This window comes from Vibrio sp. 03-59-1, from assembly GCF_013114135.1.
GTDB classification, from domain to species: domain Bacteria; phylum Pseudomonadota; class Gammaproteobacteria; order Enterobacterales; family Vibrionaceae; genus Vibrio; species Vibrio cortegadensis.
Window position 1 is genome coordinate 114,654 of record NZ_VTYA01000012.1, and the last position, 12,400, is coordinate 127,053.

At 42.5% G+C, this 12,400-nt stretch carries 11 protein-coding genes; 4 read left to right on the plus strand and 7 right to left on the minus strand.

Going from position 1 to position 12,400, the window contains the following annotated elements; all coding sequences use genetic code 11:
• Window positions 1–80: 80 nt before the first annotated feature.
• From F0249_RS13565 to ftnA, 3 genes are all read right to left on the minus strand, one after another.
• Window positions 81–1,268, minus strand: coding sequence for an NAD(P)/FAD-dependent oxidoreductase (locus F0249_RS13565; RefSeq protein WP_029203314.1), 1,188 nt, complete (start codon window positions 1,266–1,268; stop codon window positions 81–83).
• 218 nt (window positions 1,269–1,486) lie between these two features.
• A complete protein-coding gene (uspB, locus tag F0249_RS13570) occupies window positions 1,487–1,810 on the minus strand; it encodes a universal stress protein UspB (protein WP_017052104.1) in 324 nt (107 codons plus the stop codon).
• A 71-nt stretch (window positions 1,811–1,881) separates the two neighbouring features.
• A complete protein-coding gene (gene ftnA, locus F0249_RS13575; RefSeq protein WP_017052103.1) occupies window positions 1,882–2,409 on the minus strand; it encodes a non-heme ferritin in 528 nt (175 codons plus the stop codon).
• Between the two features lie 157 nt (window positions 2,410–2,566).
• Here ftnA and uspA point away from each other — a divergent pair, with 157 nt between their 5' ends.
• Window positions 2,567–3,001 carry a universal stress protein UspA gene (gene uspA / locus F0249_RS13580; RefSeq protein WP_017052102.1) on the plus strand — a complete coding sequence of 145 codons (435 nt, stop codon included), beginning with the start codon at window positions 2,567–2,569 and terminating at the stop codon, window positions 2,999–3,001.
• 51 nt (window positions 3,002–3,052) lie between these two features.
• Window positions 3,053–3,943: a carboxylate/amino acid/amine transporter gene (locus F0249_RS13585; protein WP_136994085.1), complete on the plus strand. Its 891-nt coding sequence runs from the start codon at window positions 3,053–3,055 to the stop codon at window positions 3,941–3,943.
• 166 nt (window positions 3,944–4,109) lie between these two features.
• On the opposite strand, the gene F0249_RS13590 is transcribed toward F0249_RS13585, so the two are convergent.
• The 3 genes from F0249_RS13590 to F0249_RS13600 form a co-directional block, all read right to left on the minus strand.
• A complete protein-coding gene (locus F0249_RS13590; RefSeq protein ID WP_171756996.1) occupies window positions 4,110–4,553 on the minus strand; it encodes a hypothetical protein in 444 nt (147 codons plus the stop codon).
• Window positions 4,554–4,682: 129 nt separating this feature from the next.
• Window positions 4,683–5,462 carry a class I SAM-dependent methyltransferase gene (locus F0249_RS13595; protein WP_136994087.1) on the minus strand — a complete coding sequence of 260 codons (780 nt, stop codon included), beginning with the start codon at window positions 5,460–5,462 and terminating at the stop codon, window positions 4,683–4,685.
• A gap of 55 nt (window positions 5,463–5,517) precedes the next feature.
• On the minus strand, window positions 5,518–8,655 hold the full coding sequence (locus F0249_RS13600) for an EAL domain-containing protein (protein WP_171756997.1): 3,138 nt from the start codon (window positions 8,653–8,655) through the stop codon (window positions 5,518–5,520).
• A gap of 105 nt (window positions 8,656–8,760) precedes the next feature.
• Here F0249_RS13600 and asnC point away from each other — a divergent pair, with 105 nt between their 5' ends.
• On the plus strand, window positions 8,761–9,225 hold the full coding sequence (gene asnC / locus F0249_RS13605; protein WP_017052097.1) for a transcriptional regulator AsnC: 465 nt from the start codon (window positions 8,761–8,763) through the stop codon (window positions 9,223–9,225).
• A gap of 87 nt (window positions 9,226–9,312) precedes the next feature.
• On the opposite strand, the gene prlC is transcribed toward asnC, so the two are convergent.
• Complete coding sequence (gene prlC / locus F0249_RS13610) at window positions 9,313–11,355, minus strand: oligopeptidase A (protein ID WP_171756998.1); 2,043 nt, start codon at window positions 11,353–11,355, stop codon at window positions 9,313–9,315.
• Window positions 11,356–11,515: 160 nt separating this feature from the next.
• Here prlC and F0249_RS13615 point away from each other — a divergent pair, with 160 nt between their 5' ends.
• Window positions 11,516–12,370 carry a 23S rRNA (adenine(2030)-N(6))-methyltransferase RlmJ gene (locus tag F0249_RS13615; protein WP_171756999.1) on the plus strand — a complete coding sequence of 285 codons (855 nt, stop codon included), beginning with the start codon at window positions 11,516–11,518 and terminating at the stop codon, window positions 12,368–12,370.
• Window positions 12,371–12,400 lie beyond the last annotated feature (30 nt).

Sequence of the window (12,400 nt, forward strand, 5' to 3'; positions counted from 1 at the left end):
AGGGAGCTTATTGTGTTTAAAGTTAATTATATATGTTTGATCAAATTCAAACGAATCAGCTCAACTAGCTACTTATACACTTACGCCCACTGACCTGCGACAAAACCGCTCGACCAGCACCATTGGAAGTTGTACCCACCAAGCCAACCTGTTACGTCCATCACTTCGCCGATGAAGAACAAGCCTTTATGATTTTTACATTCCATTGTCTTCGATGATAAATAGTCAGTATCCACGCCACCGAGTGTTACTTCTGCCGTTCTATACCCTTCCGTTCCATTCGGAGCGATCTGCCAGTTTTCTAGATGATCGGTAATCGCTTGCAACTCTTTGGCATTAAACTGCTTAAGAGGCTTATCCGTTAGCTCTTTACGCTCAATCAATACTTCCACAAGACGCTTTGGTAACACTCGCGCTAAGGTATTTTTTAGGCTTTGATTAGGGTGCTTCTCACGAGCATTGGCTAGCAGTTCACTGACATCAGATTCTGGTACAAGGTTAATCGTCACCTTTTGGCCTGCGCGCCAGAACGATGAAATTTGTAACACGGCCGGGCCAGATAAACCACGGTGAGTAAACAGAAGCGCTTCTTTAAATAACGTACCATCTTCTGCGGTGATCTCTGCTGGAATTGCAATTCCAGACAGCTCAGCAAAATCTTCTTTATCTTGCTTGTGCAAAGTAAAAGGAACTAAACCTGCAGTGGTTGGAATGATAGGTAAACCAAACTGTTCAGCAATTTTATAACCGAACGGCGTTGCGCCTAGCTTCGGCATCGATAGGCCACCAGTCGCTACCACAAGAGACTCACACTCAATGGTTTCATCATTAACTTGCAGCAGGTAACCGCTCTCTTTTTTCTCAATCATATGCACATCACAACGGTAACGCTGTTCAACGTTCGGAAGTTTGCACTCTTCGAGCAGCATGGTAACGATCTCTTTTGCTGAGTCTAAGCAGAATAACTGCCCATGATCTCGTTCTTCAAACTCAATGCCGTGCTTGCAGATCATCGAAATAAAATCCCAGTGAGAATACTGAGACAGTGCCGATTTAACAAAGTGTCGGTTCTGGCATAAGTAATGATGAGCAGTAACGTCATAGTTGGTGAAATTACAACGACCGCCGCCCGAGATCAGTATTTTACGTCCCGGTTTTTTGGCATTATCGACCACAAGAACACGTCGACCACGTTTCCCTGCTTCTGCGGCACACATTAAACCCGCCGCTCCAGCACCAATAATCACGACATCAAATTTTTCGCTCATTTCACTTACACCATTTTCATATTTCACAATATGAATTTTCACCAATAAAAAAGGATGTGCTGAGTGCACATCCTTGCTGAATTCGTCGCTAGTTTAACCAGTTCAGGCTCTCACCTCAAGGCGCAGAGTCTATCTCACGATTTAACGTGATATTGATAATAGTCATCGCCCGCTTACGCTCAAGGCAAACAGAGGAAAGCCACTGTTTCTCGTCTACTTTACACCATAAATGCGGCGAGCAGTGTCACACCCAATAACGACATGGATAAAATAAACAGTGAACGAACACGGTCGCACTTACCTGTAAAAACAGGATCGTGATGATGGTGATACTCTTTACTTTTCAGGTAATGAAATAGACGAACTTGCTTGGTGACATTGCCGTGAGTGGTAAAGAAACCACCGCCGTCAACTTGCTGATAAAGTAATGGGTGAGCTTCACGCATAATATAAATCAATGCTCGTAAAGCGGTTAAATAGCGCGCACCATTCACCATGGTTACAACCATAAGTGCGAATAGGATGGTATCTCCATTGATCATCTTTTCCTCCCTACATCTTCTACGATGCCCTGAGAAAAAGATAATCAAATCATATCTTTTTTGCTGTGATGTTACGCAGCAGGGGTATCCATAATAGAAGATGAACCTTCTTTTGCCATCATCGCTAGGTCTTTGTCGATAAAGAATAATGCTTTACCATCTTCACCAACCAACTCTAGCTTATCCAAAATCCCTTTAAATAACTTCTCTTCTTCGTGCTGTTCAGACACATACCACTGTAAGAAGTTAAACGTTGAGTAGTCTTGGTTAGTAAACGCTTCATGAGCAAGCTTATTGATTTGTGTCGTAATCATCTGCTCATGTTGATACGTTTCACGGAACACATCACCTAGGCTCTCAAATTCATGCTGTGGAGCTTCAATTGCACCTAAAATTGGCATTGAACCTGTTTCACTTACATAAGTAAAAAGGCGTTGCATGTGTTCCATTTCTTCGACTGCGTGAGCTCGTAAAAATTCGGCTGCACCTTCGAAACCTTTGTCTTCACACCAAGCACTCATTTGTAAGTATAGATTGGATGAGAAAAATTCTAGATTAATTTGCTCATTCAATTTCTCAACCATATTTGCAGATAGCATGTCTCTCTCCTAATTACGCTTCTTTTTATTAATTTAAATATAACATGATTTAACGACTAACACCTGACGCAGTCTGTAGAGATATGAGATCACAGCAACAAAAAAAAACCACACGCGGTGCTAATCTTTAAGGAGTCAACAATAAGGAGATTGTAATATGAGTTATCAACATATTTTAGTAGCGGTTGATCTGTCTGAAGACAGTAAACTTTTGATTGATAAGGCAGTAGCACTTGCGAAACCTTTAGAAGCCACCGTTTCATTCATTCATATTGATGTGAATTATGCCGAACTTTATACCGGGTTAATTGATATCAACTTAGCTGAAACTCAACACCAAGCAATGGAGGCATCACAGAAACAACTTCAAAGCTTTGCGGACTATGCTCAATACCCAATTAAACATACATTAGTGGGCAGCGGCGATCTGAGTAATGAGCTGTGTGATTCGATCAATGAGTATCATGTTGATCTCGTAGTATGCGGTCATCATCAGGACTTTTGGAGTAAATTACTCTCTTCAACTCGCCAGTTAATCAACGATTCTCCTGTTGATATGTTGGTTGTACCTCTTAAAGAGGAGCAAGACTGAACTCGTAAACTTAGGTAGACTGCTGCCATCTATTGATGGAACGAATTGATTATGAATTATCTAGCAGCAGTGACCCTTTTATGGGCATTCTCATTTAGCCTGATTGGCGTTTATCTTGCCGGTCAGGTCGACTCTTGGTTTTCGGTGTTAATGCGTGTTGCATTGGCCAGCCTTGTGTTTCTACCTTTCTTAAAATTTCGCAATATTCCGAAAGCGCTGATCGCCAAGCTAATGACTATTGGCGGCATTCAATTAGGTTTGATGTACTGTTTTTACTATCAATCTTTCTTGTTGTTATCAGTGCCTGAAGTGCTTCTATTTACGGTTTTCACCCCTATTTACGTCACCCTTTTTTATGATTTTCTTAAAGGGCGGTTTTCACCTTGGTATCTCATCACCGCGCTTGTTGCTGTCGCTGGTGCCGTAACCATTAAATTTGCAGGAGTGAACGACCACTTCTTAATGGGCTTTTTAGTGGTTCAAGGCGCCAACCTCTGCTTTGCGATTGGCCAAGTGGGCTATAAATATGTCATGGAACAAGAAGAGATAGATCTTCCTCAGCACACCGTGTTTGGGTACTTCTATCTTGGAGCGCTGTGCGTGGCGACGATAGCCTTTGCGTTAATGGGCAACCTAGACAAACTGCCAACCACATCATTACAGTGGGGAATATTAATCTACTTAGGGTTAATCGCTTCAGGGTTAGGTTACTTTGTGTGGAACAAAGGGGCATGCATGGTGAATGCGGGTGCTCTTGCCGTCATGAACAATGCACTTGTTCCTGCTGGGTTGGTGGTCAATATCCTGATTTGGAATAGAGATGTCGATTTAGTTCGATTATCGATTGGTGGCGGCATTATTTTGCTGTCTCTATGGATTAATGAGAAATGGGTAAAACCTAAAGTTGAGCGCCAATATAAAAAATTGCATTCGCAAGAGTAGAGCTCTTGCTGTTGGTGGGATGAACGAGTCCTACATTCCCGTCACTTTGGTTTGAGTAAGTCTGTTTGGAAATCCAAATTAAAGTAAACCCAACTTGAGCCACTTAAAACGCAAAATGCCCGAGATGTCAGTCTCGGGCATTTTTATTTATTGGCTGAACTCAGCATCAATGCAATTGCGATGGCGCAGGAGCATGAATGTTCGGCACCTGAAACAATTGATTCGTCTTGGCGAACTCTAGCTCTAATTCTTGCTGTTTCTTTAAAAGCTTTTGCTGCTTTTTGAGTACTTTTTTCATCTCTTTGTAGTACTCCTTCTGTTTCTTAAGCTCTTTCTTCAATGCTTTTAATTGTGCTTCTCTTTCTGGTAATGCCTTCTCTTTTAAACTTTCAGAGGATTCACGAGGAAGCTCAGTCGCGAGTTCAAACTGCTCCGTACTCATTGACTCAACACTGAGTTGAATCGATTCAGGATTACACAGCATCGCTTGAGAAGCGCAAGTTCGAGCGCAAGAACGGCAAACATATTGAGGCGAAGAGGCTGATGTTAAAATACCCTCAAGTTCGCCACGAATTTCCTGACGGGTGAGTTGGCACATCCGCTTAGTCATACTTTACCTTAGCAAGAATAATAATGATTCTTACTTAGATATACCTTCAATCATACCAATTAACAAGTCTTAAATTAGGCTCTTGTTAATTTGCACATCATCACGAACAGATAGAGAGCGTAAGTTTCATTAAACCATCGATGCTTTCACATAAACATCAAAACGATTTTTCTTCGTTTCAATAGCCATCGTCGGCTTTTTTTCATCCAACCAATCAGCATAATCAGGTCTTTTCACCACAACACGTTTACTGGCCAATGCAAGGGCTGGCGTTAACAAGCTATCCGCATCAAGATCAGCACCCACTAATGATTGGAAAACACGCATCTCTTTTTTGACTAGGGCTGACTTTTTCTTATTTTCAGGATGTGGGTACATAGGGTCTAAATAGACCACATCCGGTTGTTCAAAATCATCATCGGCCGCTAATTTATCTAACGCGTCATGGCTGGAGGCGTGGATCAGAGTCATTCTGTCGCCAACCCATGTTCCTATTTCGGGATCTTGCTTAGCGCGCTCTAAACCATCATCGAGCAAAGCCGCAACCACAGGATGGCGCTCAACCATCTGAACCTTACAACCAAGCGAAGCGAGAACAAAAGCATCTCTTCCAAGCCCTGCGGTTCCATCTAGAACCGTTGGGGTTGCGCCTTTATTTAAGCCTGCCGCTTTGGCTATTGACTGTCCTTTGCCACCACCAAATTTACGTCTGTGCCCCACCGCACCGCCAATCAGGTCGACAAAAATCGCACCTAATTTGGGCTCATCCAATTTTCGTAATTCAAGGCGCTCTTGTGTCAGCACTAAAGCAAAAATGCTCTGCTCATCATGAGTTAATTGCCAGCGTTGTGCCAAGGTTTGAAGTCGTGAGGATTGGGTTGGATCTTCGCAAATCAGTTGTAGCTGCAAAGTTAGGCTCCGCATGAAGTTATAGTATTAAAAAGAGTTCGCAAGTGTACCGCCATCACACGGCCTTTTCTAGGCTCAACTCACTGACTAATTCAGCGAGCGGTTTAGGTCGACCAATGACATACCCTTGGGCAAAATCGACATCTATTTCCAGAAGTTTATCGATAATTTTCGTATTTTCGACAAACTCTGCCACCGTATGTTTGCCCATCTGCTTGGCTAAATCATTGATCGCTCTTACCATGACATAATCGGTTTCATTAACGTCCATATCCCGAACGAACAGACCATCAATTTTCACGATATCCACTGGTAATTTTTTTAAATAACCAAACGATGATAAACCTGATCCAAAGTCATCTAAAGCAATGAGGCAACCCAAGGATTTCAAGCGAGTAAAGAACTCTATCGCTTGATTCATGTTACTCATGGCTGCGGTTTCAGTGATCTCTAAACAAATCTTGTCACACGGTACTGAACTTGCCGATAAGGTATGCAAAAGAAAATCAATGAACTCTTGGTTACCCATCGAGTGACCCGATAGATTAATCGAACAGATCCCTAAGTCCGCCACTGCTTCTGGGTGCGCTTCTAACCAACTCAAGGTTTTAGTCACAACCTGTTTATCAATCAAGTGCGCAATGTTGTAACGCTCCGAAGCCGGTATAAAAATTCCAGGAGAAATATAGTCTCCTTGATGATTTTTCATTCTTACCAAGATCTCGAAGTGCATCTTCTGATTATCGTAAAGATTTAAACCTAAAATTCGCTGACCAAAGAGTTCTAGGCGATCATGAGCCAGTGCATTATGAACTAAATTCACGCACTCCATCTCTAACTGCCTACGGCGAATATCTTCATCGTCTTGGTGGTACAAACTAAAGCGGTTACGCCCTTCTTCTTTTGCAGCATGGCAAGCTGTATCTGCTTGAGCATGAACCATTTGCGAAGAGGTAACAGTATGATCAATGAGTCGAACGCCAATTGAGCAGGTTAAATTCAGTTTAATCTCTTCCCAAGTAAACACTTGATCACCCAAGGTTGAAATAATGTTTCGCGCCACTTTAATCGCATCAAATTCCGTACAGTCTTTGAGAAGAACGGCAAATTCATCCCCGCCCATACGCGACAAGATCGAGTTATATGGCAGAACTTCTTCCAACACTTTGGCACAGAATTTAATCGCAGCATCACCTGCATCATGCCCTGCCGTGTCATTAATCACTTTGAGTTGATCAAGGTCGAGGAACAGCATCGCATGCGTTCTCATATGATTTTCAACTTCAAGAAGCGCTTTCTTCAACTCGATATCAAAATGGTTTCGGTTGTAAGTATTGGTAAGTAAATCGTATTGAGCTTGATACTCCAATTTTTCTGACAGCGCATAAGTTTCACTAATATCCTCACCGACAATCAGTAATTCACCAGAATCATGCAGTGGTCTAATATTTTCACGCACCCATATAGTATGCCCATCAGCATGACGATATTGAATTTCACGTCGCCACACGCCTTCCATCGCTTGCTTAGGCTGAAGTAATACATGCCTTGGAATAATGGCATTCTCATCATTATAAAAAACACGTAAGCGTTGACCGAGTAACTTCCCTTGCGGGTAGCCAAGCAACTTCTCCGTAAATTGATTTACTTGTTGGATTCGGTTGTTGCTATCAAGCGTCACCATCATCACGGGCTGTAACTCGTAATAAGTCCGCAAGTTCATTTCACGCTGATGGAGTTTATCTTCTGTCAGCTTGCGAGACGTAATATCCCTCGCTTCTAGCAAAACATTCGCATCCGTCTGGTCATCTGAAAGCATAGGTTTCAGCGACAACTCTAAAATAATCAGACCTTTGTTTTGCGACCACACATCCGCTTCAAAAGAGACGATACTTTTCTGACCTTGGACAAACAGCGCTTCGAGTTTTTCAGCCGTCATATTTTGCCAATGTTTATATAGCCAGAATGGTTTATCCAGTTTAATGCCTTGATGGAAAAACAGCCCTTGAAGTTTGCTATTGCTTGAAATGAGTCGCCCATGACGATCAAGCATGCCGATATACTGGAAGCTTTGATCAAATACGGACTCTAATAAGAGTTGACTCTTACGCGCGGCGACTTCACTATTTTTGATTCGTCGGAGGTAATAGACGAGGAATATGATCACTATAGACATCACGATAAACACAACACCGAACGTCTGTAGCGCTTCTTGATTTCGACTAAAAAAAGTTTCAGGCTTATTCAACAGTGCAGAATGTTCCACGTCATCAGCCATTAATTCCCAACGAACGAGTGCTTCATAATCCAACTTAATTTCAGGGGAAGCAGAGGTCACAGCTGGCAAAGGTTGGTTTAGGTTACCAAGAACCTTAAGTAGTAAATCACCCGTAGCTTTCCCTTGGATTAAGCCACTTTGCATGATCCCCCCAACCGCTCCATAACCTAACCCAAGATCATGAATAACAAACAAAGGTGCAGAAGCGACTTGGTTTAATTTTTTCCATTGCTGATTGTCACTTACCCAACCATTAATATCGCGATAGTAAACCCAAAAGAGAATGCTATTTTTTCGATCAAACGACGCTGTTCTAGCGAGAAGCTCTTCATAGGTATCTGGAACATAATGTTCAATTTTTTTCTTATATATTGGGTTTTGTTCTATGAATTCATCAACTTGCGATCGAATTTCATGTCCGGTGACTGAATGATCAGATATAACCGTGATCTTCTCTGCATCAGGCATCAAGTCTTGAATCATCAAGATATTGCCCATCAAATTAATATCTTCCGTCACACCCGTCGCGTTCAGGCTAGCGTGCATCTCTGGACGATAATTATTGATTCCACCAAAAATAACGGGGGTGTTTTTTAATTCAGAACTTAAACGCTGCATTAAATTAAGCGCGTTATTATCACTCACGACAATCGCTTGAAATTCTTCATTTTGAAATTTGGTTTTATAGAGTTGATAAAGTTGTTCTAAATATTCAGCACTTTGGAAACGCTTCGTGTCTAAATAAACCACTCGGTAAGGGATGTTTCTTGTGTCGAGTCGAGATTGAAGCCCAGACTGAAAGGCATCAGTCCAAAAAAAGCCTTGATGGTAGGAGTGGATGATTAGTACATCTTTACTTTGTGCAGAAGCAAAAAAACTACAGAATGCGACGAAAATAAAAAAGATGGCACGCACTAATGTTATCCCAATAAAGTTATATTTGTTAATACTATCACCCCTGATGATAAAATATACTTTTACCTGTTAACATAGTCTAATTACGTAAAATAAGGAGTTAATATGCATGCATCTAATAGTCGCCTTGATGATTTAGATCGAGCGATACTCAAAACACTGATGGAAGATGCACGGACCCCTTATGCTGAAATGGCGAAACAATTTAATGTTAGCCCCGCGACCATTCATGTTCGTATCGAGAAGATGAAAACCGCTGAGATCATTCAAGGCACAGAAGTTATCGTTAATACCAAAAAACTCGGTTACGACGTATGCTGCTTTATCGGCATCAACCTTAATGCCGCTCGTGATTATCATTCTGCGATAGCGAAACTCAATGCCCTTGATGAAGTTGTTGAGGCTTATTACACCACTGGGGCTTACAATATTTTTGTGAAACTGATGTGTAAATCCATTGAAGAGCTGCAATTTGTTTTGATTGATAAATTACAAGCCATTGATGAAGTGCAATCCACTGAAACACTGATCTCTTTGCAAAACCCTATTAATAGAAATGTAAATCCATAACTCAACCAAACCAGAATATAAACATAGACTTAAATGCAAAAAAGAGCCACCAAAGTGACTCTTTTTTTACTAACGACCTCGCCTGAATTACGCGTTAATCCCAGCATGACGCAACATGGCATCAATTTGAGGCTCGCGGCCACGGAAACGTTTAAAGAGTTCCATCGGCTCTTCGCTTCCGCCCATTTCTAGGATGTTATTAAGGAAGCTTTGACCCGTCTCTTGATTAAAAATCCCTTCCTCTTCAAATCGAGAGAATGCATCCGCTGAAAGTACTTCTGCCCATAAATAGCTGTAGTAACCTGCGCTATAACCACCAGCAAAAATATGGCTGAAGCTATGAGAGAAGCGGTTCCATTCCAAACTTGGCAATACAGCCACTTTCGCTTTTACCTCTTGGAGCGTTTCCAACACGCGAGCACCCAACTCAGGATCAAACTCGGTATGAAGTGTGAAATCGAATAACCCAAGCTCTAGTTGACGCAAAATAAACATCGCTGACTGGAAGTTTTTCGCCGCTAACATCTTTTCTAGCATCGCTTTCGGCAGTGGTTCGCCCGTCTCAAAATGTCCTGAAATAAACGCCAATGCCTCTTCTTCCCAGCACCAATTCTCTAAGAACTGGCTTGGTAACTCTACCGCGTCCCAAGGTACACCATTAATCCCAGAAACAGAGCCGGTATCCACTTTTGTTAGCATGTGGTGAATACCATGACCGGTTTCGTGGAATAGGGTCACCACTTCATCGTGCGTGAATAAGGCTGGTTTATCACCGACAGGTTTATTGAAGTTACACGTCAGGTAGGCGACGGGAGTTTGCAGATCACCAGATTCAGTCAAACGACGTACGCGACACTCATCCATCCATGCGCCACCACGTTTGTGTTCGCGAGCATATAGGTCTAAGTAGAAACTGCCGCGTAGTGTGTCGTTCGAATCAAAGATATCAAAGAAGCGAACAGAGTGATGCCAAGTATCCACGTCCTTTCGCTCTTTTACTTGCATGCCAAATACACGATTCAACACTTCGAACAATCCGCTAACGACTTTTTCTTCAGGGAAATAAGGACGCAACTCTTCATCTGAAATCTGGAATAAGTGCTGCTTCTGTTTTTCGCTGTAGTAAGGGATATCCCACAAGTTCAGCTCTGTTACGCCAAACTCTTTTTCTGCAAATTGACGCAACTCTTCAACTTCTCTTTCACCTTGTGGTTTCGCTTTTACCGCAAGATCATTTAAGAAGCCAATCACTTGAGACGTGTTTTCTGCCATTTTGGTCGCCAACGACTTTTCACTATAAGTGTTAAAACCTAGCATCCGGGAAATTTCATGGCGCAATTTCAATTGTTCCGCAATCAGCTCAGTATTATCCCACTCGCCTGCTTTTGGACCGCGATCAGAGGCGCGTGTGACATACGCTTCATACATTTCTGCGCGCAGTGCTTGGTTATCACAATACACCATCACAGGTAGGTATGACGGCATTTCAAGCGTCAGCAGGTAGCCATCAAGCTCTTTAGATTCTGCGGTTTCTTTCGCCGCTGTAATTGCTGATTCCGGCATACCCGCCAATTCAACCACATCAGTAATGTGTTTGTTCCAGCCCATTGTGGCATCAAGTACATTGTTGGAAAACTGCGATCCTAGCTCCGACATGCGTTTGCTGATCTCACCATAGCGATGCTGCTCATCAGCAGGTAAGCCAATGCCCGAAAGCTCAAAATCACGCAGTGAGTCGGTGATGGTCTTTTTCTTCGCTTGCTCTAGTGAATCAAAAGCATCACTCGCCTTGATGGCTTTATAGGCTTCAAATAGCCCTTTATGTTGCCCAACCCAAGTGCCATATTCAGACAGCAATGGTAAGCAACTCTCATAAGCATCACGCAACTCATCACTATTGACGACAGAGTTCATATGACTCACCGGCGACCAAACTTGGCTTAATTTATCATCCACATCTTCGATAGGTGCGATTACATTATCCCATGTTGGCGTGGTGTTATTTTCTAATACATCGTCAATTTTTGCTCGGCATTCAGCTATTACCGCTTCAACAGCAGGCTTGATATGCTCAGGTTGGATCTGAGAAAACGGGGGTAAATCGGTAAACGTCAGTAGTGGATTAGACATGAGGCATCCTTTTAAATTCGTCTTTTTATCATTATATACGTCTAATAAATGTAGGCAGCTTATGCAATTTTCAATAGTGGCGTATAATCATTCACATTAGTTTGTTTGGAGTATCAAATTTTGAGACTTCACGGTTCATTCAGTTAAGCGAGAAATTATTTTGCTCAGTTATCGTCACAGCTTTCATGCTGGCAACCACGCAGATGTAGTAAAACACATTGTACAAAGCCTTATCCTTAATTCTCTTAAACAAAAAGATAAGCCTTTTGTCTACCACGATACTCACTCAGGCGTTGGTCGCTACGATCTGACTCACGAATGGTCAGAAAAAACAGGTGAATACAAACAAGGTATCGCACGCTTGCACCCAATGGAGCAAGATCCAAAGGTGGATATTCCTGAAGAGATTCAAAGCTACCTAGATGCCATCCGAGCATTGAATGATGGCGATGAGCTGCGTTATTACCCAGGTTCACCGCGAGTTGCCCGCGCACATTTGCGTCAGGGAGATCGTATGGTGCTGACTGAACTTCACCCGAGTGACCACCCACTGCTTAAACAAGAATTTCATCGCGATCGCCAAGTCAGTATCTACAAAGAGGATGGTTTTCAACGTTTAAAGGGTAGCTTGCCACCGAAAGAGCGCCGTGGTTTGGTTCTGATTGACCCTCCTTACGAATTAGCAAAAGAGTATCGAGATGTCGTCACGGCTATCGCACAAAGCCATAAACGCTGGGCAACGGGCATTTACGCCATTTGGTACCCAGTGGTTAATCGCTGCGACATTGAAGATATGATCGAAGGTTTGCAAGGTTTAGGGATTCGCAAAATCTTACAAATCGAGTTAGGCGTGTCGCCAGATACCAATGAACGCGGAATGACCGCATCAGGTATGATTGTGATTAATCCGCCTTGGAAGTTAGAAGCTCAAATGAATGAAATTCTACCTTACTTGAAAGAAGCCATTGCTCCAGCAACTGGGCATTTCAAGGTTGAGTGGATTGTTCCTGAGTAATAGCGCCTGAATAATGAATAACTCTGGGTT

Coding starts and splice junctions, on each gene's coding strand:
- uspB (WP_017052104.1), bottom strand. CDS start 1,810: ATGATCAATGGAGATACCATCCTATTCGCACTTATGGTTGTAACCATG.
- ftnA (WP_017052103.1), bottom strand. CDS start 2,409: ATGCTATCTGCAAATATGGTTGAGAAATTGAATGAGCAAATTAATCTA.
- prlC (WP_171756998.1), bottom strand. CDS start 11,355: ATGTCTAATCCACTACTGACGTTTACCGATTTACCCCCGTTTTCTCAG.
- F0249_RS13590 (WP_171756996.1), bottom strand. CDS start 4,553: ATGACTAAGCGGATGTGCCAACTCACCCGTCAGGAAATTCGTGGCGAA.
- F0249_RS13585 (WP_136994085.1), top strand. CDS start 3,053: ATGAATTATCTAGCAGCAGTGACCCTTTTATGGGCATTCTCATTTAGC.
- asnC (WP_017052097.1), top strand. CDS start 8,761: ATGCATGCATCTAATAGTCGCCTTGATGATTTAGATCGAGCGATACTC.
- F0249_RS13565 (WP_029203314.1), bottom strand. CDS start 1,268: ATGAGCGAAAAATTTGATGTCGTGATTATTGGTGCTGGAGCGGCGGGT.
- uspA (WP_017052102.1), top strand. CDS start 2,567: ATGAGTTATCAACATATTTTAGTAGCGGTTGATCTGTCTGAAGACAGT.